The organism is Herpetosiphonaceae bacterium (assembly GCA_036374795.1).
Lineage (GTDB): Bacteria > Chloroflexota > Chloroflexia > Chloroflexales > Kallotenuaceae > LB3-1.
Window position 1 is genome coordinate 43,801 of the sequence record DASUTC010000067.1, and the last position, 26,001, is coordinate 69,801.

Here is a 26,001-nt window from a genome sequence, read left to right on the forward strand (position 1 = left end):
GGTGGCACGCAAAGGGGGCCGCGCCATCATCAGTACACCACAACGAGTTCAATCTGTCAATTGCATCCGGGCTGGCGAGTCAGCGCTAGCTCCGAGTTCCAGGTTCAAAGTTTGTTCTCTGTTCTTTGTTCTGTTCCTTCGAGCGTGTATCGAATAAAGTCCAGCGTCTCGCTCAGATGGTCGGGCTGCGGGTTGCACGGCCACGCCAGCGCGCGCTCGATCATGGCGCTCCACGGCTCGCCCAAGGTTTGCCGCGCCCAGCGCGCCGCGACTGGCTTCGAGGCCAGGCTGCCGTGCTGGAGCGTATAGAGCGCCCGGCACATCGTCAGCACGGCAAAGACTTGATACTCGCGGCTATGGAGCCGGGCGGGATCGTCGAGCAACTGCGACCACCACTCACGTAAGGTTGCGAGCACCGCGCGCCGGAGATCATCGGGGCCGACCGGATCGATCAAAAGCTGCGGATCTGGTCCCGCCACGACGATCCCATGCTCGCGCATGATCTGGCGCTGAATGACCCAGTCGCTGCCGTGCCCGCCGACGTAGAAACGCCTCTCATTGATCGAGGGATAGCGCTCATAGCTCGGATCATAGCGCCGCAGGAGGCGCTGCGGAATGTAGGAGCCTTCCAGCTTCTTCGCCCAGCGCGGCCCGCTCGCCGCAATCCGATCATGCATGGCCGCCAGCGCGGCGATCACCTTATCCGAAAGCTCGTCGGCGGTGACGATCACGAAATCAATATCGCTGCTTTGGCGATTAAAATCGCCGCTCGCAAGCGAGCCGCAGAGATACATGCCGAGGAAATCATGCTTGAGGATCGTCTGCGCGCTTGAGAGCAGCAGGTGAAGCACGGCGTTGATGTCGGGGTACGGCGTGGGATGTAGTATATGATCTGCCATGACGTAGCATCCTGCAAAACGAATAGCGCAATGTTAGCATAACGCCGTTCGCGCTGGCGAGTGTTCGCGATCAAAGGGCATTTCTCCCAGGGCAAACCAGGGTTGATGGTACGCGAAATGATGCAACCGCGTTGGACGGGCAGTTTTCAAGAGGAATGACATGACGTACGATAACAGCCAGATGCCAGGTGAGCAAACCCGCATCGTGATCGAGGCGATCTATCCCACCATCGAATGCGGACGCTTTCCGACCAAACGGGTGATCGGCGATAGCGTCGGGGTATACGCCGATATTTTTCGCGACGGTCACGATCTCCTTGCGGCGGTAGTAAAGTACCGGAAATGTGGTCAGCGCGCGTGGCAGGAAGCGCCGATGACGCTAATCGACAACGACCGCTGGGGTGGTAGCTTTGTGGTGCATGAAGATGGCCGCTACGAACTCACGGTCGAAGCCTGGACCGATGCCTATCGCTCGTGGCATCGTGACATGCAGAAGCGTCTCGCGGCGGCGCAGGATGTCTCGGCGGAGATTCTGGAAGGGCTGCGGCTGATCGAGCAGGCGCAGCAGCGCGCCAGGGGCGAGGACCAGCAGCGGCTGGCGGCGGCGGTCGCCGAGATCCGAGGCCCGGATCAGACAGCGGCGCTCGATCTGATGATGAATCCCGACTTTGCCGAGCTGGTCGAGCGCTACCCCGACCGCAGCAGCGCCTCGGTCTACGAGCCGCTGCTCCCGCTGTTCGTCGATCGTGTCAGGGCACGCTTCAGCGCGTGGTACGAGCTATTTCCGCGTAGCTACGCCAAAGAGCCGGGCGCGCACGGCACCTTCCGAGACGCCGCCGAGCGGCTACCGGCGGTGCGCGAGATGGGCTTCGATGTGGTCTATCTGCCGCCGATCCATCCGATAGGGCGGACCAACCGCAAGGGACGCAACAATACGCTGGTGGCGGAGCCGAGCGATGTCGGCAGCCCGTGGGCGATCGGCGGGCCTGAGGGCGGCCACGACGCGATCCATCCGCAGCTGGGCGACGAAGATGATTTTGCCTACTTCGTGGACGCGACGCATCGGCTGGGCATGGAGGTCGCGCTCGATTTCGCGATCCAGTGCTCGCCCGACCACCCGTGGGTGACGCAGCATCCCGACTGGTTCTACCAGCGGCCCGACGGCTCGATCCGCTTCGCCGAAAATCCGCCCAAGAAGTACGAGGACATCTATCCGGTCAATTTCTACGGCCCGCACCAGCAGGAGCTATGGAACGAGCTGCTGCGGATCGTGCGGCTGTGGGTTTCGCGCGGCGTGCGGATCTTCCGCGTGGATAATCCGCACACCAAGAGCGTGCCGTTCTGGGGCTGGCTGATCGAGCAGATCCAGCGGGACGATCCCGGCGTGATCTTCCTGGCGGAGGCGTTCACCCGTCCCAAGATGATGCGCGCCCTCGCCAAGGCCGGCTTTACGCAGAGCTACACCTACTTCACGTGGCGCACCACCAAGGCCGAGCTGATCGAGTATCTGACCGAGCTGACGACCAGTGACATGAAGGAGTATTACCGGCCCAACTTCTGGCCGAACACGCCCGACATTCTCCACGAGTTCTTGCAGCACGCCGGGCCACCGGCCTTTAAGCAGCGGCTGGTGCTCGCCGCGACGCTCAGCTCAAACTACGGCATCTACAGCGGCTATGAGCTCTGCGAGAACGAGCCACGGCCCGGCGCGGAGGAGTATCTCGACAACGAGAAGTATGAGCTTAGGCAGCGCAACTGGGATCAGCCACACAGCATCGCGCCGTACATCCGGCGGATCAACCAGATCCGGCACGAGCACGCCGCGCTTCAGTACACCAATAATCTGCGCTTCGTCCACGCCGACAACGACGCGATCCTGGCATACGTCAAGCAATCGCCCGATCGCAGCGATACGATTCTGACGGTCGTCAATCTCGATCCGCATCATGTGCAGGAAGCGACGGTCGAGGTGCCCGCCTGGGAGCTGGGCCTGCCCACCAGCGGTCGCTCGTTTGTGGCCGAGGATCTTGTCACCGGCGCGCACTACACCTGGCACGAGGGCCGCAACTACGTGCGGCTTGATCCGCACCACGAGCCGGCACATGTGCTGTGGCTGCATCGCCAGGGAGAGATTCCGTCATGAGCGCGCTCCCGGTCACGGCGATCGTCGAGGCGATCCCCAGGCTCTCGCCCGACTGGCTGCGCGAGCGGCGCTGGTTTAGCAGCAAAGGCCGCGCGTTGGAGTCGCTGACGGTCAACGATTGGGGCGCGCTGCCGCTCTCAGTGCCGGGCGTGGTCGCGCTGGTCGAGGCACGCTATACCAGCGGTCGGGCTGAGCAATACTTCTTGCCGCTGATCGCATCGCCGGAGGCACAGCCCGCCGAGACGCGCACGCCGCCCGCGCTGACGCTGACGCACGCCGACACGACGTGGTATCTCCACGATGCGTTTCAGTTCGGCGCGTTCCAGCGGCTACTAATGGAGCGGCTGCTCGCGGGCACGACGCTGGATCTTCAGCATGGGCGGCTGGTCTTTGGCCTTGAGGAGGCCCTGCGCCGATCACCGCCGCCGTTGCAGCAGACGCGCCTGGTCACTGCCGAGCAGAGCAATAGCTCGATCATCTACGATCGGGCGGCGATCCTGAAGTGCTTTCGGCGCGTCGTGGCCGGGCTGAATCCCGATGTCGAGGTGTCGCGTTTTCTGACGTCTCACGCGGGCTTTCAGCACACGCCCGCGATGCTCGGCAGCATCGACTATGTGGCGACGGGCGATGTCGGGCATTCGCTCGGTCTGTTGCAGGAGTTCGTTCCTAACCAGGGCGATGCCTGGGAGCATACACTGCTGCGGCTCGCCGACATGCTATCCGCCGCTCACACCAAGCGGCCAGCCGACGACCTTGCGGGCGAGACGCGGCGGCTGGCGGCGGAGCAGTTATCCGAGATGCGGCAGCTTGGCGCGCTGACCGGCGAGCTGCATCTGGCGCTGTCGAGCGATCCCGACGATCCGGCTTTCGCGCCGCGTCCCCTATCGCCGCAGCACGTCAGCGCGTGGCAGGCGGCGATCCGCGACGAGGGCACAGCGGTGCTCGACGATCTTGAGCAGCGCGCGGCTCAGCTTCCTGCCGAGCAGCAGCGCGCGGTGCGTGTCCTGCTCGACGATCGCGCCGGGATCGAGCGGCGGATCGCGGGTCTTGCGCCGCTGGGCCAGGCCGGAGTCACGATCACGCGCTTCCACGGCGACTATCACCTTGGTCAGGTGCTTGTCAGCGAGCGTGGCTTTCTGATCCTGGATTTCGAGGGCGAGCCGCTGCGCAGCCTGCAAGAGCGCCGGGCGCATAGCTCGCCGCTCAAGGATGTCGCGGGCATGCTGCGCTCGTTCAGCTACGCGGCGCACGCGGGTCTGCTCGCGGCGCGGGATAAGGCAGAGGATGCGGAGGCGCGGCGAGCGCTTGAGACGACTCTCGCTCCGTGGGCCGCAGCCTGGGAGCGCTGCGCGCGCGAGGCGTTTCTGGATGGCTACGTGCAGACGACGCGCGGCGCGGCGTTTGTGCCCAGGCAGCCCGAACTGCTCCAGACGGCGCTCGCGGTCTTTGAGCTGGAGAAGGCGCTCTACGAGCTGCGCTACGAGCTGAACAATCGTCCCGACTGGCTGCTGATCCCGCTGCGTGGCATCCAGCAGACGTTAGGGTGAAAGTAGGCCCTCACCTCGCCGGGCGTCCTTTGGGCATGGCACCCAGTCTGGCACCCGCCCTCTCCCATTGCCATAGGCGAGGGGTGTCGTGGTAGCATGGAATCCTACACCAGCAGAATCCGCGCGCCATGCGTCCGCTGCGGGTCGAGCATGGAGCTGCCGCCTGTCGCCGTGGCGATCTCCACCTCGCATGGTCCCAGGCCGATCGTCTCGATCTGGTGCTGGATCGGGCTGAACGGATTGGCGGGCTCGGCGAAAGTCAGCGTGTGTCCGCCAAGTGCAAGCGCCGCAATCTGCGCGTCGCGGCGACGATCGGGGCTGAACGCCGTACCCGCGCTGCCGGTGAGCGCGCCCATGCTCCGGCTGATCCGATCGAGGTTGGCGGTGGCGATCGTCAGGTCGCGGATGCCGGTCGCGCCGTTTGGGTGATGTGTCGCGTTACCGCCGGGCACGCGCAGCTCGCGCGGCGTGAGATCCTGGATCAGAAACGGCAGCTCGCGACCAGCCTGCCAGAAGCTAGCGCTGAGCCAGCGTAGCTCCACGCCGTCAGGCCGCTTGCGACCGCCCGGCGTCGGCCCCTGCACGGTGAAGCCGCGCGCCTGAAACGCCTGCACGTCCGCCGCCAGATCGTCGGATGCTACGCAGTAGTCGATCAGGCCGCCGCCCGTGGCGAGGAAGCGCCGCCAGCCCCAGGTGTTATCGCGCCGGTCGTCCGGATCGACGAACGCGATCAGCTCAAGGTATGTCCCATCGGCGAAGGCGATCAGCGCGTTGCGGGTCAGGCCGTCGGCGTGGGTGCCGCCTGGCGTGACGGTAAAGCCAAGCTGCTGGTAGTCGCCGACCGCCTGGGCCAGGTCGCGCACCAGGATAACAAGATGATCGAGGTGGGTCAGCATGGTCGCTCCTCTCCGCCGCGCTCTGATCACAGCAGCACGCGGTTTTCAAATGTATGTACCTTGCCAGCCGCTTTGAAGCCCGCCTTTTCGTAGATCCTGATGCCATCCGGCGATGCCTGGAGGATGGCATGCCTGTGCTGGAAGCGCCGAGCTTCGTTGAGCAGATAGGCGAACATAGCGCTGCCGATGCCCTGCTGACGATATGGGGCCTGCGTCACAATATCGTAGATGCCCACAGTGTCGCTGCCGACGAACAGGCTGCCTGTCGCCACGACCCGATCGTGATACGCTCCGATGTAGTACCGCAGCGCTGGCAGGTGGCTCATGCCGTACTCGCTCAGCAGGTTATGGTAGGCGCTCACCTGCCGCCCCTCGTCCGAGTCGCCGAACAGCGCCGCGATGACGGAGCCGTAGTGTCGGATGTGGTCGGGCTGCACGGCAGGGCTGATCGTAAGATCTGCGGGCACAGGAGCCGCCACACATGCCTGCGCGATATCGGCGTACATGGCGATATGTGTCTCGGTATGCGCTAAACCATACGCCGCAAGCGCGGCCATCCCCTGGCGATCAGCCTCGTCTTCCCAGTACCAGAGTGCCACGGGAAAGCGCTTCGCCATAAACGGTTCGACGCCAGCCCGCAACAGGTGATCGGGCGTCGACAGGTGGCGCGCGACGACGAGGTTAAAGGTGTCGCTGGGCAGGCCGCAATCGACGGCGACAAAGCTCTCGTCATCGGTGACGGTCATGCCCGGCATCACGCGCGCGACATACGCGGCTTTTTCGGCAAAGTTGTCGCGTACGGCCTGGTGCAAGGTCTGCATGGCTGCGCCCTCAAGATACGGATGATGAAGTGATGATACCAGATGCGGGAGGGTCACGAGCCGAGGCTCATGCTGGTGGAAACGTGGAGATCTCTGGATTGCGAGGCGCGTGGGCGACCTGGCTTGCTCGCCTGCACCTGATTTGACAGTCAACCCAGAAGTGACGACGGTGCGTATCGTATAATCAGCAACGTGCGCATGGAACGCGAGGGGATATTTATGACCATGGTTACACTAGAGGGCGTGTTAGCCCAGGCGCGACAACTTACCCCAAGTGATCAAGCCCAGCTCATCCAAGCACTAACCTATATCCAACAATCTCAAGTCGTCTCTAAATTACCTCTGTCCGTAGACGATGAAGACACTGAGGACGCGGCAGAACAACAGGAAACGTGGGCGTACTTACAACGCGCGCTAGATCAAGATCGCCTATCATCACGCCCGCTCTTTGCGCCAGAGACGGACCAAGTATGAGTCTGCACATTATTATGGGCACAGATGCGGCAGCAAGGACAACCAACAGCGACGGATGCGGCTCTGGATGGTGATGTGCTTCTGGCTGCCCAAGCCCTGTCCCTCGTAACGCCGCAAGACACCGTCGTGGTTGCAACCACGAATGTTGGTAACTTATTGCGCATGGTACCAGCCAACATGTGGCATGATATTTCCTACTGAGGCGGCTCCCAGCAAGGCCAAAAGCATGATCAGCTCTATACCCTGAGATCCCCCGCTGGCATACGTGATCCAGAACCGCCTTTCCATTTTTCTTGACAATCCTACTCATGGAACTTAATATTCAGCAAGCGATCGGACGATCGCGGAGTGGAAGCCAGTGAGCGGACAGGCTAAACGACGGCGCTGCCGACCTGCCGCCGATGTGAAGTGTACAATAACGCTATGCTGATCGTATCGCGAGCGACGCTTGAGACGATTCATGCCCAGGGCCGCGCGAGCTATCCCGACGAGTGCTGCGGCCTGCTGATCGGGCGCTGCGAGGCCGAGCGCCGGGTGGCGCTGCAAGTCTGGCCCGTGCCTAACGAGTGGACCGCCGAGGTGCCTCTGACGGAGAGCGAGGGCGAGCACTCGCTGCGCGATCGGTTTTACATCCCGCCACGGGCCTATCTTCAGGCCCAGCGCGCGGCGGCGCGACACGATCTGGACGTGATTGGCTGCTACCATACGCATCCCGACGACCGCGCGTGGCCCTCGGAGCGCGACCGGGTGGGCGCTGCGGGCGTGGGCGGCGGCCCCGATTTTTCGTTTATGATTGTATCGATACTCCAGGGCACGCCTGCCGATGTCGCCAGCGCGCTGCTCTCAGCCGACGGCCAGCAATGGCTGCCGGAAGAGCTTTTGATCGAGGAGGCATAGATGGCGGTAACGGTGATCATCCCGACGGCCTTGCGACAGTACGCCGCCGGGCAGCGCGAAGTAGTGGCCGAGGGCACGACGATCGGTGAGGTGCTACAGCAGATCACGACGCAGCACGCCGATTTTGGCAGGCAGATCTTTGGCGACGACGGCAATCTGCGCTCGTTCGTCAACGTCTATCGCAACGACGACGACGTGCGCTACCTCGACGGCCTGGCAACGCCCGTCGCGGATGGCGACGAGGTGAGTATCATCCCGGCGATTGCAGGGGGGAAGTAGAACAAAGAACAAAGAACAGAGAACCAAGCAGTTAGCATGTGCCCGGTTCTTGGTTCTCGGTTCCTGGTTCTTCATGAGTGGCTTATGCTTGATACACAGGTTCTTTCCAACGACGAGATTCGTCGCTACAGCCGCCACCTGATCATGCCTGAGGTGGGCATGGCCGGGCAGACGGCGCTCAAACAGGCGAGCGTGCTGCTGATCGGCGCGGGCGGGCTGGGCTCGCCACTGGCGCTCTACCTCGCGGCGGCGGGCGTAGGACAGCTCGGCCTCGTCGACTTCGACGTGGTCGACGAGTCGAATTTGCAGCGCCAGGTGATCCACGGCACCGGCACGCTGGGCATCTCCAAGCTCGAATCGGCGCGGCGGCGCATCGCCGATCTCAATCCACACGTCGAGGTGACAACCTACAACACGGGCCTGACCTCGGAGAACGCCTTTGAGATCCTGCGTCCGTACGACATCGTGATCGACGGCACCGACAACTTCCCGACGCGCTATCTGGTCAACGATGCCTGCGTGATGCTGGGCAAGCCCAACGTCTACGGCTCGATCTTCCGCTTCGAGGGCCAGGCTTCCGTCTTTGGCGTGCGCGAGGGTCCCTGCTACCGCTGCCTGTATCCTGAGCCGCCGCCGCCGGGCCTGGTGCCAAGCTGCGCCGAGGGCGGCGTCTTCGGCGTGCTGCCGGGCATCATCGGCACGATCCAGGCGACCGAGGCGATCAAGCTGATCATCGGCAAGGGCGATCCGCTGATCGGGCGGCTGCTGCTCTTCGACGCGCTTGAGATGCGCTTTCGCGAGCTGAAGCTGCGCAAGAATAGCGACTGTCCCGCCTGCGGCGATCACCCGACTGTCACCGAGCTGATCGACTACCAGATGTTCTGCGGCATCGTGCCTGAGCAGATCGGCCTGCCCGCCGAGAATCGCACCACGCCCTCAGAGCTGATCGCCGCGCTGGGCAGCACGACGCCGCCGCGGGTGATCGACGTGCGCGAGCCGCACGAGTGGGAGATCGTCCGCCTTGAGCAGGCGCGGCTGATCCCGCTGGCGACGCTGCCCGCGCATCTCCACGAGTACGATCGCGACGCGCCGATCGTGGTCCACTGCAAGAGCGGCGCACGCTCGGCCAAGGCGACGCAGTTGCTCAAGGACGCGGGCTTTCGCGATGTCAAGAACCTGGAGGGCGGCATTCTGCGCTGGGCGCAGGAGATCGATCCCTCGCTCCCGACCTACTAGCGGTTCACGTCTCGTCAAATGCCGCCGGATCATGCGATCCGGCGGTGTTTGTTTGACCTGATCGGCGATTCGGCGCTGGCATATTATGTGCGGATCGAAAGGGGTAACTTCGTTTATACTAAAGGACACACATGATCTTAGCGATCAACAATGGAGTTGATGTATGTTGATGCGGAATAGCTTGCTCTGGCTCGCCGGCAATCATACCCTGCGCCGCCAAATCATGCGGAGCAGACTGTCGCGCCCTTTGGCTCGTCGTTTCGTTGCCGGTGAGACAGCTGAGCAAGCGTTTGATGCTGTTGCGCAGTTGAACAGCCAGGGAGCCCTGGTGACACTCGATTATCTTGGCGAGAACGTAACGTCCGCCGCAGAGGCGGCGGCGGTTCGGCAAACGTACATCGGCCTGCTCGATGAGATCGGGCAGCGCGGCCTCAAGTGCAACGTCTCGCTGAAGCTGACGGCGCTGGGCCTGGACGTCAGCCGCTCGACCTGCGAGGCCAATCTGCGCGCGATCCTCGACGCCGCGCAGCGCCACGATAACTTCGTGCGGATCGACATGGAGGGCTCGGATTATACCCAGGTGACGCTCGACATCTTCGAGCAGATGTTCGTCGCCGAGGGGCGTAAAAACGTCGGCGTGGTGATCCAGTCGTATCTTTATCGCAGCGCGGCGGACATCGAGCGGACGATCGACCTACAGGCGCGCGTGCGGCTGTGCAAGGGCGCGTACAACGAGCCGCCGTCGGTCGCTTACCCGCAGAAGGCCGACGTAGACAAGAATTACATCGCCCTGGCCCGGCGGCTGGTCTGCGACGGCAACTATCCCGGCCTGGCGACTCACGATAGCGCGATCATCGACTGGATCAAAGCCTTTGCCCGCGAGCAGCAGATCGATCACGGGCGCTACGAGTTTCAGATGCTCTATGGCGTGCGCCGCGACCTTCAGCAGCAGTTAATCAAAGACGGCTACAAGGTCCGCGTTTATGTGCCCTTCGGCGAGGCATGGTATCCCTACCTGATGCGGCGGCTGGCCGAGCGACCCGCCAATCTTTTGTTTATCCTGAGGGCGCTGCGCCACAGCTAGCGTCGTGCCCTGCCTGGGGCTTTCATAGACATAACGCGGGGCGTCCGTGAGGATGTCCTCGCGTTGTCGTTAGCAGCCCTACGATCCGTGGTTGCGCGATTGCGGCACATACTGCAAAATCTCTATCACCCGGGCGCGATCAAGGCACGCCGCTTGCTGCGAGCTTCTGGGCATACGTTGCTCCCCGCTGATGTTGCCTGCATCCCTGCGCGCTCAGACGTACGCACTTTCGACAGTGTCGCAGCTAGCCGAGGTTGCAGACATCTAACCATTTCTGGATGCCGATGAGTACACAACCACCACTACCGAGCGCCATTTTGGTCGATCTCGCAGCGCTGGCCGTCGCCGCCCATCAGAGCGGCCCGCGCTGGAGCCACGAGAGCGCCGATCTGGATCTGACGCTGTTGAGCTGGCCGTCGCCGCAGCAGATCGCGCCACATGTCAACGACGAGGTCGATGTGCTGCTGATCGGCGTGCAGGGCAGCGGCGAGGTAACGGTCAACGCCGCGACCTATCGGCTCGTGCCGGGTATGGCGCTGCTGATCCCCAAAGGCGCGCAGCGCTCGATGCGCTCGACCGACGACGGCTGGAGCTACCTGAGCGTTCATCGACGGCGGCGCGGCCTCTGGCCGACCGTTCGCGGCGAGCCGCTGCGGTAGGGCAACTTGGCGGATTGGCCTGTCAATGCCCTGAATATTGGTCAGGTGATGCGAGGAGGAGGAGATGCGAAGGCGCGCGTTGCCCGCCACGACGATCGACATGGGCCTGCTGACCACCCAGCGCTTCGGCTACGATCTGGTGCCGCATGGTCGCTCGGGTGGACCCCCATTCATTCTGCTCGATCCACGCAGGTGGTGAACACAGCACAGAGAACAAAGAGCAAAGAACAAGGGAAATCCCGAACTCGAAACTTTGAACACGGCCTGGCGCGACGAGCCTGATACTCCTCGTGGCACCTGCGCCGCGCTGCGCGCTGGATCGTGCGTTGCGCGACGTGCCAGCCGCATGGTGTTGCCCAGGATCATGCTGATCACGAAGCCGACGAACACCGCGTGTAAGATTGCGTCGTAGATAGGGCCAGCCATTACGCCGCCGACGATCAGCGCACCCAGGCCGCCTGCTCCCAGCCAGCCATAGCCCGACCGCAGCGCCAGCGCGATGAAGCGCGGCAGCCGCGACCGTAGCGCCGCATTCATGCTCATCCTCCCGATCATGCGCCGCGCACAAAACAAGCGCAAGCTCGTATGAGCGACGATAGCCAGTGCAAGGTTGCGACTCCTTCAGGTGGCAGGTCGAATGCGTTCCGAGCCGAACATTGCGGATCGAGAGATTCGGGTTGAGGATTGACGTTGTAGTGTCATATGGCATACGCTCTGGGTACACCGATGACCGACCGATCCGTCAATGCTGCTCGTCGGCGCTGCGGTAGTAGGCGTCTCCGGCGCAGCTTTGGCAGAGCACCGCTCCGGCGCGCAGCACCTCGCGCTCGTTGATGATCTCCTCGGCGCAGCGCTGGCACATGACGCGCACATCGGGGCGGCTGATGATCTTCGCCATCTCGACCGTCAGCACCACGGGCTGAGCGTCCAGTAGATCGGTCGTCGGCATCGTCTGGTAGGCGTCGAGGTAGGCGTGCCAGCGACTTGCCGCGTGCGGCGCGTGCTGCATGGCTCGATCGCGCGCATAAGGTGAGGGGCGAATCCGCACCGCGCGCCCGGTCTGCGTGTCGACGAACGTCGCCGCGATCTTGCCCAGATCCACCAGGCGCAGGGTGCGCCGTCCCAGCCAGCAGCCGGTCGCCGCCGCGACGCCGTCGGCGAAGCAGCCGTCGCTCTCGACGAAGGTCCACAGGCGCTTGTCGCGCTGCGGCAGATCGAGGCCGAGCAGCTCCCCGGCGTAGACCCCGATGCGCACCCCAAGCACCTGGCGCGGGCACAGGTGATCGTGCAGCGCGGCGGCTGCTTCGAGCATGGCCTGGAGTTGCGCGGGCATAGCGTTTCCCTCGTGTATCTCGCTGGTGCGACAAACAGCGATACCTTCTGCGGCACGCACACCATCATCCTACCACGGCGGCGTAACCTTTTCGGTATGAGCGCGTTTGACTATTGCAGACATATGTTACACTAACGCTGCTATGTTACTCTTTAGCCCCACCCCCAGGAGTTGTTCACATGGACTTTATTGACAAAATTCGCGAACTGTCGGCTCGTATCCAAAAACAGTTACCTCATATTCAAACTGAAGAGGCGACGAAAAATGCTTTGATTATGCCGTTCATCAGTGCCCTTGGCTACAACGTCTTCGATCCCACAGAGGTTACACCTGAACTGCATGCCGATGTTGGCTTGAAAAAGGGCGAGAAGGTGGATTATGCCATCTTGAAAGATGGAAAGCCTATCATCCTCTTTGAGTGTAAATGGCATGGCGCGGACCTCAATAAAGAACATGCGTCGCAATTGTACCGTTATTTCAGTGTTACCGAAGCACGTTTTGGTGTACTCACAAATGGCATCTCGTATCGCTTCTTCACTGACCTTGAAGCTCCCAATAAAATGGATGCCAGACCCTTCTTTGAGTTCAACATGCTTGATATACGTGAGCAAGATGTTGAGGAACTGAAGAAGTTTACCAAGTCTGCTTATGATCTCAATGGCATCTTGACAACTGCTAGTGAGTTGAAATATAGCCGTGAAATCCAACGTATCATGGCGGACCAACTACAACAGCCATCCGAAGAGTTTGTTAAATTCTTCGCATCACAAGTGTATAGCGGGCGTCTAACACCCGCTATCCGAGATCAGTTTACGCAAATAACGCGACGTGCTCTCAAACGTTTCATCAATGATCAAATCAATGAGCGTCTGAAATCAGCGCTTGGTACAGATACACAGCTCACTCCAGCAGAGCAGCAAATAACTGCACCACTCCCAGCCGAAGAAAGCAAAACAGCTCAGGAGCAACTTTCTGTCGTCACTACAGCGGATGAAATGCAGGCATATTACGTCGTCAAAGCTGTATTGTATGGTGTCGTTGATGCCAAGCGTGTTGTCCTGCGTGATGTGCAGAGTTATTGTAGCGTACTGCTTGATGACAACAATAGAAGACCTATTTGTCGCCTTTACTTCAACGGTCCGCAAAAATATCTAGGGTTGTTTGATAACGAGCAGCGGAAGGAAACAAAAATACAGATTGGAGGCATCGACGAAATCTACCAATACTCAGATCGATTACGATCTACGATCGGCGTGTACGAGAAGAAGTAGACTATAGCAGCAGTGTATGTAGCAATATGCTGCTGCAAAGCGTCGGATTCACGCTGCGAATGCCCTTGGCTTTTAAGATTAGCACACCTCGTTGACAGCGTAGACGTGTGATGCTATAGTGCGCGCACCATGCCCGCCCGGCTCGTAGATCGGCAGCCTGCCGCTGGTTGCAGGTGCAATCTGCTTGTGCTCTCCAGTACTGTGTAGTTCGAAGCTTCCCGCCGTGGGAAGCTTTTTCGCAGCCTGCTCTAGGAGGATCTCCATGGCCCGCCCGCTTGTCCAAGGCTACCTCCCGCAAGATCGCCCCGCTGCTCCCGCGATGATCAGCCTCGGCTTGCAGCATGTGGTGACGATGTTTCCGGCCACGGTGTTGGTTGCCATCCTGACCGGCTTCGATGTCGGCGTGACGCTCTTTGCCAGCGGCCTGGCGACGGTGCTCGCGCTCCTGCTGTCCAGGGGCCGCATCCCGCTGTACTACGGCTCCAGCTTCGCCTATATCGTGCCCGTCGCGGCGATCGTCAAGCTCTACGGCGTGCCCGTCGCGCAGGCGGGCATCATCGCCACCGCGTTCGTGTCGATCCTGACTGGCCTGCTGATCCGCCAGGTTGGTCGCGGCGTGCTCGATCGCATTCTGCCGCCGATCATCACCGGCTCGATGGCGATCGTGATCGGCATTGCGCTGGCAAAGGCCGCGCTCGACATGGCGACGGGCGCGTGCTGCCTGGGCGATAATCTCACGGCGCAGGGCGGCTCCTGGTTCGTGGTGGCGCTGGCGACGCTGCTGATCACGGTCTGCGCCTCGGTCTATTTGCAGGGCCGTGGCCTGCTGGGCATGCTGCCCGTGCTGATCGGCGCGCTGAGCGGCTACGCAATCGCCTTCGCCGTCGGGCTGGTGGACTTCAGCAACGTTGCCACCGCGCCCTGGTTTGCGGTGCCCAACTTCAGCCTGCCGGACTTTACCCATCCCCAGGCGCTCACCGCGATGCTGGCGATTGCGCCGATCGCGATTGCGACGATCCCCGAATCGACAGCGCATCTCTACCAGATCAGCCTGTACGTCGATAAGCTGGCCGAGGAGCTGCACCGACCGCCGCTTGGCATTCGGCGGCTGATCGGCCTCAACCTGATGCTCGACGGCCTGGGCGACTTCGTCAACGGCGCGCTTGGCGGCTGCGCCGGGACCAACTACGGCGAGAACAATTCGCTGATGGCGATCACCCGCAACTACTCGGCCCCGGTGCTGATGACTGCGGGCGTGATCGCGATGCTGCTGGGCTTTATCGGCAAGCTGGCCGCGCTCGTCGGCACGATCCCGACGGCGGTCGTCGGCGGCCTGGCGATCTACCTCTTCGGCGTGATCGGCCTGCAAGGTGTGGCCCTGATGCAATCGGAGCGGGTCGATCTGTTCAATCCGCGCCAGCTTGCGATCGGCGCGACGATCCTGGTGATCGGCATCGGCGGCAGCGCCTTCGCCAACGGCTCGATCCCAGTCGGCAGCTATAACCTTCCAGCCATCGCCACGGCAGCGCTCTTCGGCATCGTGCTCAATCTGCTGTTTATGTTCGCGCCTGGTCGGAGCGCGCCCGTCGAAGGCATCGACGAGCCTGTCGCCGCCGCGCCGCAGCACTCGGCATAATATTTCACTCCTGCAGCACACCAACGACCTGCCCGGCTTCAGGGCAGGTCGCGGCCTGTCGTCGAGTCGCCGCTACTGAATCAGCCGCAGCGGTTCGGGCATGAACAACAGCACAAAGGTGATCAGCCCGACGACTCCCAGCACGATATGAGCTGGCCGCAGCTTGACCAGGTCGTTGAAGGGCGGCGGGTGTCGCGGCCCCATCAGGCCGATCAGCAGCACCCAGATCAGCCAGGTCGTCGCCCCGGTAAGCCCCAGGCCCAGGCACAGCAGCATGATCGCGTACGCCAACCACTCGGCTCGCTTGCCAAAGAGCGCGTAGGCGATATGTCCGCCGTCGAGCTGCCCGGCGGGCAGCAGATTGAACATCGTCACCAGCAGCCCGATCCACGCGCCCCACGCCACGGGGTTGAGCTGGACATCCACTCTGCCGTTCGGCAGCCATTGCCCAAAGACCAGATACTTCGCCGCCGCGTACAAGAGCGAGTTGCCTTCGAGGTAGTACGGCCCATCCGGCGCGGGCGCGACTGTCGAGGTCGCCAGGCCGTAGAAGAGCAGCGGGATCGCCACCGCCAGCCCGGCCAGCGGACCCGCTACGGCCACCTCCAGCAGCGTCCGCCGATCTTCAAACGGCTCGCGCTGCACGATCACCGCGCCCATCGTGCCCGTGAGCGAAAGCGGCATTGGGATGAAGTAGGGCAGGCTCGCGGGCGCGCCCCGCAGCCGGCTGACAACATAATGTCCCATCTCGTGCGTCGCCAGAATCCCGATCACCGTTGCGGTGAAGGGAATGCCCAGGCCAAGCAATCTGGGATCGCGCAGCACAGCGCTCAGCTCAAGGCCAGCCGCGCCGATCTCGTTCAGCGCGCCGATCAGCAGCACGCTCAGCACCGTAGCGATAAACAGCACAAGATTGAGGCGCCAGCGCAACGGCTGTCGCTCGATCACGCCCGGCGCGGCGATCAGCTCTACGCCGTCGGCGTGCGGACGGATAAACGGTGTGTAGCCAAGCGTCTCGAAGCGCGCTCGCAGCGGGCGATACACGCGCTCGGCGCTGGTCAGCAGCCTCCCGCGCACGACGATCGTTCCGTTTGGCTGCCGATTGATGGCCTGAGGCTCGATCAGCCCGGCCATGACAGGCAAAATATGATCATCGACAACTGGATGATCGTTGATCTGTTCCAAGCTCATTGAGGGTTCCTGACTCCTGTTCTGTAATCATCATACCCGCATTTGACCGCTTTAAGTTGAGCATGGCACAGGCGCATAAGCGAGAGGCTGGACGGTAGCGCGCTTGCGGCCCGATGAGTATAGCCGCTCGGTCGGCTGTGTCGCCATTTACCAAATCTAGATTTTTACCAAATTTAAATTGACAGGACATTTATACTTTATTTAACCATCTGCGACCTACCATGCATGGCAGTTCTAGATGCAGAGCTACTCAACCGGTCATTGGTACAAGGCCTACCTTTTGGGTACTATCATCCAGGCAACAACCAGGATCATCTGGCGCTGACAGAGTATGTCGGCGATAGGGCGCTGATCGGGTTGTTGCCCGAAATCCACTGAGGGTCAGTGCCGACCTGCAAGCGGATCGACCGCTTATCAATTCATGGCAAAGGTTCGAGGCCGCATCACGACGCGCACGCGGTGGCGGATTGGGGTGTGTGACACAATCGTACCTGGCTGATCGGCGCGTGAGGCGAGCGACCTTGCCCTGTGCCATGCCCAGGCGGTCATGCGGATCGTGCATTGCCCGGCGCGTGCCACCATCGGCTCGCGGACGCCAGCAGCACGGCGACGACAGGACCTTGCTGGCGTTGGCTGGTATCATCATGTCCCTCACCTCGCCCTGGGATGAGTCGCCTCTATCGGTAGATGGTGCTATACTCTTTCCGGATCGTATATGTGCGGCAGATATGCCGAAGTCGGTGGGCGCGTATAGCCTGATCTTGAATTCGCCCTTGTTCGGATCGATTCCCAGACGTTGGAATAGACGCTCTGTGTAGCCTGCGGAGGTCGCTGCCGCACCTTAACAATCGGCCCCGATCGTGGATTTACTCGGTCGATGCCCGGCAGAGCAATAAAAAGCGCCTGCGCGGGATTAATCCTACGAACGAGGTGATGACGGCATCATCTCCATTTCCGAAAATCTACACACTTATGGAGGTCCCCCCATGACAGTCGCGCAGCTTGAGGAGATCGCAGCACAGCCACATAACGTGCTGAAGCTGAAATACTTTGACTACGTTGAACTCTACGTCGGCAATCCGGTCCAGGCAGCGCACTATTATCAGACGGTCTTTGGCTTCACGCCGGTAGCCTACGCCGGCCTGGAAACCAAAGTTCGCGACAAGGCTTCGTATGTGCTCACCCAGGGCGATATTCGCCTGGTGCTGACCGGCTCGCTGGACGGCAATAGCCCGATCGCCGAGCACGTCAAGATCCATGGCGATAGCGTCAAAGATATTGCCTTTGAGGTCGATGATGCCACGGCTGTCTTTGAAGCTGCGGTGCGTCACGGCGCAAGGCCGGTGCTGGAGCCGACGGTCTTCGAGGGCCAGAAGGGCCGCGTGATCAAAGCGACGATCGCAGCCTACGGCGATACCGTTCACTCGTTCGTGCAGCGCAACGAGTACGAGGGCATCTTCTTCCCCGGCTACCATAAGTTTAGCAGCGCGCTGGCAACCGAGCCGACGGGCCTGGTCGAGATCGATCACGTCGCGGTCGGCATCGAGCCCGGACAGCTAGACTATTGGGTTGATTTCTACAAGAAGGTGCTCAGCTTCCACGAGATGCTTGAAGAGATGATCTCGACCGAGCACAGCGCGATGAACTCCAAGGTGGTCGAGGATAGCGGCCAGCGTATCAAGTTTCCGCTGGTCGAGCCCGCACCGTCGATGTCGGAGCGGAAGTCGCAGATCGAGGAGTACCTGCACTATCACAACGGCGCGGGCACGCAGCACCTCGCGTTTTTGACCAATGATATTGTCACGACGATGCGCGCCTGGCAAGCGCGCGGTATCCGCTTCCTGCGCACGCCAGGCGCGTACTACGATCTGCTGGAAGATCGCGTCGGGAAGCTGGACCCCGCGCTGATGACTAACCTGCGCGAGCTAAGCATTCTGGTCGATCGCGATGACTGGGGCTCGCTGATGCAGATCTTTACCAAGCCGGTGACGAGCCGCCCGACGATGTTCTTGGAGCTGATCCAGCGCAATGGCGCGCGCGGCTTTGGCGGCGGCAACATCAAGGCGCTCTTCCAGGCCGTCGAGCGCGAGCAAGAGCTACGTGGAACATTCTAGGAGAATGCTCGATGCTTGATACAGTCTCGCCTTCGACGGAACCGATCCCGCTGGCTGGCTGGGCTCGATCGCTTCAGCCGTCGGCGATCCAGGACATGCTGGCGCTGTTAGCGCGTCCCGGCCTGCTCTCGTTTGCGCTGGGCCTTCCGGCGGCAGAATTGTTCCCAAAGGAGCATTTCGCGCAGGCCGTGGCGCAGGTCGTGAGCAACGATCCGGTTGCGTTTCAGTACCAGCCGACTCTGCGGCCACTCAAGACGCATATCGTCAGGCTGATGCAGCAGCGCGGCGTTACCTGCTGCGAAGAGCAGGTCTTCATCACCACAGGCGCTCAGCAGGCGATGAATCTGCTGATCCATCTGCTGCTGGACCCCGGCGGGCAGGTGTTGACCGAGGAGATTATTTATAGCGGCCTCCAGCAGGCGATTGCGCCGTTCCAGCCTGAGATCTTGACCGTTTCGACGGATCTTGAAACCGGGGTGGACGTCGACGCGGTCGAGGCGCTGCTGGCGTCGGGCGCGCGGCCTGCGTTCATGTATGCGATGAGCGCGGGCCACAATCCGCTGAGCATCAGCATGAGCGCCGAGAAGCGGTCGCGCCTGGTGGAGCTAGCCCGCCGATACCACATGCCGATCCTCGAAGACGATGCCTACGGCTTCCTCTACTACGATGGGCAGGGCGCGCCGCCGATGCGCGCGCTCGACGATCAGTGGGTCTTCTACCTGGGCTCCTTCTCCAAAACGCTGATGCCGACGTTGCGCGTCGGCTGGCTGATCGTGCCCGAAGAGCTGATCGAAAAGCTCAGCGTGATCAAGGAGTCGAGCGACATCAACACGTCGACCTTTACCCAGCGCGCGATCTGCGCCTACCTGGATGCGGGCCATCTGCCCGCGCATCTCGACACGCTGCGCCAAGAGTACGGCATCCGGCGCGACGCGATGCACGCTGCGCTTGAGCGGCACTTTCCCCGCGAGGCGCGCTGGAAGAAGCCATCGCACGGCATGTTCTTCTGGGTTGAGCTGCCGTCGACGGTGGATACCGGCGAGGCGCTCAGGGTTGCCGTCGAGCAGGAGAACGTCGCGTTCATCCCCGGCCATGCGTTCGCCGTCGGCAATAGCCGCCAGGGTGCCAACTGTATGCGCCTGAATTTCTCGAACTGCCCGCCGGAGCTGATCGAAGAGGGTATCGGGCGGCTGGGGCGAGTGCTCCGATCGTTGTAGGGTATACTCGGCAGTTTTTTCGTACTATTCACGACGACACAGAATACGAGGGGCGTCATCCACACCGGATGACGCCCTTCTCTATCTTGGTAGCGCCGTCGCCGACTGGGCGGCTACGGGTACAGATACGGCTCGCTCGGCTGCGGCACGGCCTCGACCCGCGCCTCGGTGACGACAAACTCCGGCGGCCCCTCGCCAGGGCGCAGGTCGATCTTGCCCGTGACGCGCACCCACTGGTCGTTGGGCAGCGTGGTCGCGTCGGACCACTTCACCGGCAGCGAGACGTTGGTACGGTCGGCGACGCAGCAGGCCAGCGTGTAGCGCACGACATAAAACTCGTCGGCGGCTGTCTGCTGGCCGTTGGGATCGCGATACACAAAGCCGACCACATCCACCGCCTTGCCCCTGGCCTCGTCGGGCTTGAGCGTGTAGCGCGCGAAAAGCCAGTCGTACAGCGTCCACTTGGTCGAGTCGTCGTTCGCCAGCGCGCTTGGCTTGGTGTAGCCGCGCCCGACGTTATTCATCTGGCGCGGATCGACTAGCGCCGATCCGGCGGGCTTGGCCGGGATCAGGACACCCAGCAGCAGCGGAGCCAGCAGCAGGCCATAGACGCTGAGCCGCCCGCGCAGCGGCTGCGCGCCCTCGCCGGTCTGCCACAGCCGGAACGCGCCGATCAGCAGGACCAGGATCGAGGTCGCCAGCAACAGCGTCGTGTAGCGCGGGTGAATATACAGCGGCAACTGGCCGTCCCAGGTCTTGCGCAGCAGCATCGCGCCAAGCCCGGCCAGGATACAGCCCTCGATCAAGGCTGCCCAGTTGGTCGTTGTCGGTTGCGCACGCAGGGTCGTCATGGCGCTACCTCATCATCAATAAGTTAATCGCAACGCCCGCTGCCAGCACCAGCGGCACTACCAGGGCGATGATCAGCGCCACCGCGCGGCCTGAGAGCGTCGTCAGGAACATCAGTGTGCTCTTGATGTCGATCATCGGGCCGAAGACCAGAAAGGCCAGCAGCGCGCCCGGCCCGAAGGTTTGGCTCAGCGCCAGCGCCAGAAACGCATCCACGGTCGAGCAGACCGACAGCAGTACCGCCAGCGCCATCAGCACCACCACCGAGACGATCTCGCCGCCGCCGATGCTCAGCAGCGTAGACTGTGGCACGAACGTTTGCAGCGTCGCGGCCAGCAGCGCGCCCAGCACCAGCCAGCGGCTCATCTCGATCAGCTCCTCGGCGCTGTGCTGCAACACGCCCGCCACGGAGCGCCGCTGCGCGTGATGCTCGCAGCTACAGCCAGCGCCGCTATGCGCCACGCCCGGTGCCAGCAGCGCTTGCTGGCGCGGCAGCCAGCTCATCACCAGCGCCACATTAATCGCGATCAGCAGCGTGAGGCCAACCCGCCCGCCGACCATCAGCCAGTCGCCGTTGAACGCGACGAAGGTCGAGGCGATCACGATCGGGTTGATCACCGGCGCGGCCAGCAAAAACGCCACGCCGAACGGCAGCGGCGCGCCTTTGTGCAGCAGGCGGCGGGTCGTCGGGACGGTGCCGCACTCGCAGACGGGAAACGCCATGCCCAGCACCGAGCCGACGAGCGCCGCGCGGAAGGGATCGGTGGGCGTGAGCCGCTGGATCAGCTCATCGCTGACAAAGACCGCGATGATCGACGAGACGAGCACGCCCGCCGCGACGAAGGGCAGCGCCTCGATGAAGATGCCCAGAAAAATGGTGATCAAGCCCTGGACGCGGGGCGTGAGGGCTTCCAGCACGCGGGGTAGCGCCAGGCCGCTGCCGATCCAGAGCAGCAGCACGGCGGGCAGGTAGGCCAGCCAGCCAAGCTGAGGCCGGAAGCCCCGGCGGGGCAGCGTAACCGAGATCGATTCAGATTGCATAAGCATTCCTTTAGCGGCACGTTTCGAGCGCAAAGTTCAACGTTTCAAGTTTCAAGTTTCAAGTTTTGAGTTTTGAGTTCTCGCTTTGTTCTTTGTTCTTTGCTCGTCCAAAGGGCGCCCGGTCTGGCACCCGGTTCTTGGTTCTTGGCTCTCCGCCGCAAGTGTAGCAAGAACACCTGTGAGAGTCAAAAGCAACCGCCCGGCGCGCTGCTGGTATGCCGCTTGCTGGACCTGGACCGGGGGATCTACCCGGCATGGCCTGTGCTGCCGGGGTATGCGATCGTCTCTGGCGCGTTGTCTGTTATAATTGCCCGCTCACTGACACCGCATAGGTTCATCGATTAAACCGATCCGATCAAGGAGGTGTGAATAACATAGCAGGCTACGAACGAATGCGACGTGTCTACCCGCTTGTTTTAGATCTCGCTAAGGAGGCTCCGTGAAACCTATATCTCTGCGTATGCGGTTTTCGGCGTTCTTGCTGCTCGCGCTGCTGCTGCCGATCCTGGCCGCATGTGGCGGCACTGCGACACCCGGCGCTGCAACGACTCCCGAAGCCAGCGCGCCCGCTGGCGACACATTACCTTCGGCATCTCCCGAACCATCCGCGTCGGCATCACCCGCCACCGACGCTTCTCCTTCTCCGTCAGGCTCAGCAGAGGCATCACCCGCCACCGGCACCACCGGCGAAAGCGGCGATACGGCTAATTTCCTGGTGTACGGCAATCCGGGCGAGCCCGACCTGCTCGACTCGATGGATACCACGTCGGGCCAGGCGCTGGTCGTCACCGACCAGATCCAGGAGACGCTGGTTGGCCGCGTCGAGGGCAAGGTCGGCACGCAGCCGTTGCTGGCCGAGGAGTGGACGGCCAACGAAGACTCGACCGAGTGGACCTTTAAGCTGCGTCAGGGCGTGAAGTTCCACGACGGCACCGATTTCAACGCAGATGCGGTGGTCTTCAACTTCCAGCGCATGGCCGATCCGAGCTTCGAGTTCGGCTACCGCGATAAGGGTAAGACCTTCCAGGCGTTCAACGACATCTTCGGCGGCTTCGCGGGCAGCGATACCACTGCCTGGGAAGGGATCGAGAAGGTCGACGATTTCACCGTCAAGATCACGATGAAGCGCTCCTTCCCGCTGCTGGCAGATGTGCTCTCGTCGAGCTACTTCGGCCTCTCCAGCCCGGAGGTGGTCAAGAAGAACGCCGAGAAGTACGGCACGCCCGGCGGCGAGGCGGTGGGCACCGGCCCGTTCAAGCTTGAGTCGTGGACGCCCGGCCAGAATATTATTCTGGTGCGCAACGACGACTACTGGGGCGAGAAGGCCAAGATGCCCGGCGCGATCGTGCGCTTCATCGCCGATGCTCCGGCGCGCGTCGCCGAGCTCCAGGCCGGCTCGATCGACTTCTCGGTCAACCTGCCGCCCGACTCGCGCGAGACGTTGCAGAGCGACGCCAATCTTCAGGATGTGAAGGTCGAGCCGTTCAACATCGCCTACATCGCGATGAACCTCAACAGCAAGCCGCTCGATAATCCCAAGGTCCGGCAGGCGATTGCCCACGCGATCAACAAGCAGGAAATTCTGGATGCCTTCTACGGCGGCGTCGGCGAGGTCGCGCAGAGCTTCCTGCCCGAAGGTCTGTCCTGGGCGCGGCCTGAGGGCGACGATCCGTACCCCTACGATCCCGAAAAGGCGAAGGCGCTGCTGGCCGAGGCGGGCTTCCCCGACGGCTTCGACACGATGACGCTCTCGGACGGCACGGAGAGCGCGCTTGAGTTCTGGTACATGCCGGTTTCGCGCCCGTACTTCCCGACGCCGCAGCCGGTCGCCGAGGCCTTCGCCGCGCAGCTTGCCGATATTGGCATCAAGGTCGAGCTGAAGACCGAGGACTGGGGCGCGTATCTCGACAACGTCGACGCGGGCAAGAAGAACGGCATGTGGATGCTGGGCTGGACCGGCGACTATGCCGATCCGAACAACTTCCTGTACGTCTTCTTCGGCCCGACCGTCGAGCTGAAGCAGGGCTACAAGAACCAGGAGCTGATCACGATCCTTGAGAATGGCGGTACCGCCAAGTCGCAGGAGGAGGCCGCCGAGAACTTCAAGAAGGCGGGCGACATCATCCGGCAGGACGTGCCGACCATTCCGATCGTCCACGCGCCGCCGGTCTATGGCGCGAAGAAGGCGCTCCAGGGCTGGACGCCATCGCCGTTCGGTCACGAGCCGTGGAGAACGCTGTCGATCGAAAAGTAGTCGTTGAGTCTTTGAAGAGCGAAGGCTGTCATGTACAGCCTTCGTTCTTCCGATCTGGTACATCTGTATGTTTGCTTATACCATCCGGCGTGTGCTTGGCCTGATCCCGGTGCTGCTGGGCATTTCGTTTCTGGTCTTTCTGGTGCTGCGCCTGATCCCCGGTAATCCGGCGATCACGATCCTGGGAGAGCGCGCAACGCCGCGCCAGGTTCGAGAGCTGGAGATTCAGCTTGGCCTCGACAAGAAGCTGTTTTTCGACTTCAGCGGCCAGCGCAATGTTTTCGATACCCAGTATTTCAATTTCATGCGTGAGCTGGCGCGAGGCGATTTCGGCACGTCGATCATTCGCCGCACCGATGTCAACACCGAGCTACGCACCCGCTTTCCGGCGACGCTGGAGCTGACCCTGGCCGCGCTGACGATCTCGGTGCTGGTGGGCGTGCCGATCGGGATGGTCGCCGCAATCCGGCGCGGCTCGTGGATCGATGCCGGGAGCGTGCTGCTGGCGCTGATCGGCGTGTCGATCCCGATCTTCTGGCTGGGCCTGATGATGCAATATTTATTCGCGGTCAATCTGCACATCCTGCCGGTCAGCCAGCGCCTCGACGCGCAGTTTAGCCGTGGCTTTCGCGAAATTACCGGCCTGTATGTGCTCGATGGCCTGCTGCTAGGGCGGCTGGATCTGACCTGGAACGCGATCAAGCATCTGATCATGCCCTCGGTCGCGCTTTCGACGGTGCCGCTGGCGATCATCGCGCGGATGACTCGCTCGGCGATGCTTGAGGTGCTCAGCCAGGACTACGTGCGTACCGCGTGGGCCAAAGGGCTGCGCGAGCGGGTGGTGGTGACGCGCCACGCGCTGCGCAATGCGCTGCTGCCCGTCGTGACGATCGTCGGCTTGCAGCTTGGCTTCTTGCTCAGCGGCGCGATTCTGACCGAGACGGTCTTCTCATGGCCGGGGATCGGCACCTGGCTCTATACCGGCGTGCAGGGCCGCGATTATCCAGTGGTGCAGGGCGGTGTGATCTTTGTGGCGTTCTTGTTCGTGATCGTCAATATGCTGGTCGATCTGTCGTATGCGTTTCTCGACCCGCGCATTCAGCACCGCTAGACGTTAGGAGGAAGTATGACGACAGCGGCCCAAACCGCAGCGCCACAGGCCGAAGCCGAGCGTCCGCAGCGCAGCTTGTGGCGCGATGCGTGGCGGCGCTTGATCAGCAGCTCTGCGGGGCGGATCGGCCTCGCGATCAGCGTCGCGCTGATCTTGCTGGCCGTGTTTATTCAGGCGCTCATGCCCTACGATCCCTCGCGCGACCGCAACTTGCGCCAGCGCTTGCAGCCGCCCTCGATGCTGATGGATCAGGCCACGCGCACCCGCTTGAAGGCCGATACCTGGTCGCTGCCCTTCGGCACCGACGAGCTGGGCCGCGATCTGTTCGTGCGCGTGCTCCACGGCGCGCCGATCTCGCTCACCGTCGGCATCTTCTCGGTCTTATTTGCGGTGGTGTTCGGCACGCTGCTGGGCCTGACCGCCGGATACGTCGCCGGGTGGTTCGATATGGTCGCGGTCTGGATCATGGATATTATGCTGGCCTTTCCCAGTATCCTGCTGGCGATTGCGATCACCACGGCGGCCAGCGGCCCGGACTCGTTTTCGACGCAGCTCTTCAATGCGCTGGCGGGCCTGCCCGGCGTCGGCAGGGTGCTCGATCAGCGGTTGTTCAACGCGATGCTGGCCGTGGGCATCGTCGAGATCCCGATCTTCGCCCGCATTAGCCGCGCGACGGTGATCTCGCTGCGCAACCAGGAGTTTGTAACGGCGGCGCAGACGATCGGCGCGCCCGGCAGCCGTATTCTGTTCCGCCATATCATGCCCAACAGCCTCGCGCCGCTGCTGGTGCAGGCGACGCTATCGATGGCGACCGCGATCATTAGCGTTGCGGCGCTCGGCTTTCTGGGCCTGGGCGCGCGCCCGCCGCGTCCCGAATGGGGCACGATGCTCGCCGGAGCGCGCGATTATGTGGTCCAGGGCAAGTGGTGGTATCCCGCGTTTCCCGGCCTGGCGATCATCGTGACGGTGCTCGGATTTAACTTGCTGGGCGATGGCCTGCGCGACGCGCTCGATCCGCGCCTGAAGCGCTAGCGCCTGCCCTTTGGCCG

Annotated in this window: 22 protein-coding genes; 14 read left to right on the forward strand and 8 right to left on the reverse strand. The window is 62.3% G+C overall.

Annotated elements, in window-relative coordinates:
* Positions 1-104: 104 nt before the first annotated feature.
* Positions 105-899, reverse strand: coding sequence for an aminoglycoside adenylyltransferase domain-containing protein (locus VFZ66_04535; protein HEX6288432.1), 795 nt, complete (start codon positions 897-899; stop codon positions 105-107).
* Between the two features lie 160 nt (positions 900-1,059).
* Here VFZ66_04535 and VFZ66_04540 point away from each other — a divergent pair, with 160 nt between their 5' ends.
* Both VFZ66_04540 and VFZ66_04545 read left to right on the forward strand, forming a co-directional pair.
* Positions 1,060-3,042 carry an alpha-1,4-glucan--maltose-1-phosphate maltosyltransferase gene (locus VFZ66_04540; GenBank protein HEX6288433.1) on the forward strand — a complete coding sequence of 661 codons (1,983 nt, stop codon included), beginning with the start codon at positions 1,060-1,062 and terminating at the stop codon, positions 3,040-3,042.
* A complete protein-coding gene (locus VFZ66_04545; GenBank protein HEX6288434.1) occupies positions 3,039-4,589 on the forward strand; it encodes a putative maltokinase in 1,551 nt (516 codons plus the stop codon). The genes VFZ66_04540 and VFZ66_04545 overlap by 4 nt, the downstream gene beginning before the upstream one ends.
* 104 nt (positions 4,590-4,693) lie before the next feature.
* Here VFZ66_04545 and VFZ66_04550 read toward each other — a convergent pair whose 3' ends face one another.
* Both VFZ66_04550 and VFZ66_04555 read right to left on the reverse strand, forming a co-directional pair.
* Positions 4,694-5,485, reverse strand: coding sequence for a VOC family protein (locus tag VFZ66_04550; protein HEX6288435.1), 792 nt, complete (start codon positions 5,483-5,485; stop codon positions 4,694-4,696).
* Between the two features lie 26 nt (positions 5,486-5,511).
* On the reverse strand, positions 5,512-6,306 hold the full coding sequence (locus VFZ66_04555) for a GNAT family N-acetyltransferase (protein HEX6288436.1): 795 nt from the start codon (positions 6,304-6,306) through the stop codon (positions 5,512-5,514).
* Between the two features lie 897 nt (positions 6,307-7,203).
* Between VFZ66_04555 and VFZ66_04560 the strand changes: the two genes are divergently transcribed.
* From VFZ66_04560 to VFZ66_04580, 5 genes are all read left to right on the forward strand, one after another.
* Entirely contained in the window at positions 7,204-7,677 is a 474-nt protein-coding gene (locus tag VFZ66_04560) for a M67 family metallopeptidase (GenBank protein ID HEX6288437.1), read from the forward strand.
* Entirely contained in the window at positions 7,678-7,956 is a 279-nt protein-coding gene (locus tag VFZ66_04565; GenBank protein ID HEX6288438.1) for a ubiquitin-like small modifier protein 1, read from the forward strand.
* Between the two features lie 84 nt (positions 7,957-8,040).
* Entirely contained in the window at positions 8,041-9,192 is a 1,152-nt protein-coding gene (gene moeB / locus VFZ66_04570) for a molybdopterin-synthase adenylyltransferase MoeB (GenBank protein HEX6288439.1), read from the forward strand.
* A 223-nt stretch (positions 9,193-9,415) separates the two neighbouring features.
* Positions 9,416-10,276, forward strand: coding sequence for a proline dehydrogenase family protein (locus VFZ66_04575; GenBank protein HEX6288440.1), 861 nt, complete (start codon positions 9,416-9,418; stop codon positions 10,274-10,276).
* Positions 10,277-10,560: 284 nt separating this feature from the next.
* Complete coding sequence (locus VFZ66_04580) at positions 10,561-10,935, forward strand: AraC family ligand binding domain-containing protein (protein HEX6288441.1); 375 nt, start codon at positions 10,561-10,563, stop codon at positions 10,933-10,935.
* Between the two features lie 129 nt (positions 10,936-11,064).
* On the opposite strand, the gene VFZ66_04585 is transcribed toward VFZ66_04580, so the two are convergent.
* Together VFZ66_04585 and VFZ66_04590 are read right to left on the reverse strand one after the other, a co-directional pair.
* Complete coding sequence (locus VFZ66_04585; protein HEX6288442.1) at positions 11,065-11,472, reverse strand: hypothetical protein; 408 nt, start codon at positions 11,470-11,472, stop codon at positions 11,065-11,067.
* A 205-nt stretch (positions 11,473-11,677) separates the two neighbouring features.
* On the reverse strand, positions 11,678-12,268 hold the full coding sequence (locus VFZ66_04590; GenBank protein HEX6288443.1) for an FmdE family protein: 591 nt from the start codon (positions 12,266-12,268) through the stop codon (positions 11,678-11,680).
* Positions 12,269-12,447: 179 nt separating this feature from the next.
* Between VFZ66_04590 and VFZ66_04595 the strand changes: the two genes are divergently transcribed.
* Positions 12,448-13,539, forward strand: a complete 1,092-nt coding sequence (locus VFZ66_04595; protein ID HEX6288444.1) for a type I restriction endonuclease — start codon at positions 12,448-12,450, stop codon at positions 13,537-13,539.
* Between the two features lie 262 nt (positions 13,540-13,801).
* Entirely contained in the window at positions 13,802-15,175 is a 1,374-nt protein-coding gene (locus tag VFZ66_04600; protein ID HEX6288445.1) for a solute carrier family 23 protein, read from the forward strand.
* Between the two features lie 72 nt (positions 15,176-15,247).
* Here the strand turns inward: VFZ66_04600 and VFZ66_04605 are convergent, their stop codons facing one another.
* Complete coding sequence (locus VFZ66_04605) at positions 15,248-16,366, reverse strand: site-2 protease family protein (protein ID HEX6288446.1); 1,119 nt, start codon at positions 16,364-16,366, stop codon at positions 15,248-15,250.
* Positions 16,367-17,352: 986 nt separating this feature from the next.
* Between VFZ66_04605 and hppD the strand changes: the two genes are divergently transcribed.
* Together hppD and VFZ66_04615 are read left to right on the forward strand one after the other, a co-directional pair.
* Positions 17,353-18,480, forward strand: coding sequence for a 4-hydroxyphenylpyruvate dioxygenase (hppD, locus tag VFZ66_04610; protein HEX6288447.1), 1,128 nt, complete (start codon positions 17,353-17,355; stop codon positions 18,478-18,480).
* A gap of 11 nt (positions 18,481-18,491) precedes the next feature.
* The gene (locus VFZ66_04615) at positions 18,492-19,697 is read left to right on the forward strand and encodes a PLP-dependent aminotransferase family protein (GenBank protein HEX6288448.1); all 1,206 of its coding nucleotides are present in this window, start codon (positions 18,492-18,494) and stop codon (positions 19,695-19,697) included.
* 113 nt (positions 19,698-19,810) lie between these two features.
* Here VFZ66_04615 and VFZ66_04620 read toward each other — a convergent pair whose 3' ends face one another.
* Both VFZ66_04620 and VFZ66_04625 read right to left on the reverse strand, forming a co-directional pair.
* Positions 19,811-20,548 (reverse strand): TIGR03943 family protein, encoded by a 738-nt coding sequence (locus VFZ66_04620; GenBank protein HEX6288449.1) that lies wholly within the window; start codon positions 20,546-20,548, stop codon positions 19,811-19,813.
* A gap of 4 nt (positions 20,549-20,552) precedes the next feature.
* Positions 20,553-21,587 carry a permease gene (locus VFZ66_04625; GenBank protein HEX6288450.1) on the reverse strand — a complete coding sequence of 345 codons (1,035 nt, stop codon included), beginning with the start codon at positions 21,585-21,587 and terminating at the stop codon, positions 20,553-20,555.
* Between the two features lie 439 nt (positions 21,588-22,026).
* Here VFZ66_04625 and VFZ66_04630 point away from each other — a divergent pair, with 439 nt between their 5' ends.
* From VFZ66_04630 to VFZ66_04640, 3 genes are all read left to right on the forward strand, one after another.
* Positions 22,027-23,841, forward strand: coding sequence for an ABC transporter substrate-binding protein (locus tag VFZ66_04630; GenBank protein HEX6288451.1), 1,815 nt, complete (start codon positions 22,027-22,029; stop codon positions 23,839-23,841).
* A gap of 67 nt (positions 23,842-23,908) precedes the next feature.
* A complete protein-coding gene (locus tag VFZ66_04635) occupies positions 23,909-24,952 on the forward strand; it encodes an ABC transporter permease (protein ID HEX6288452.1) in 1,044 nt (347 codons plus the stop codon).
* 15 nt (positions 24,953-24,967) lie between these two features.
* Complete coding sequence (locus VFZ66_04640) at positions 24,968-25,984, forward strand: ABC transporter permease (protein HEX6288453.1); 1,017 nt, start codon at positions 24,968-24,970, stop codon at positions 25,982-25,984.
* The last annotated feature ends 17 nt before the right edge of the window (positions 25,985-26,001 follow it).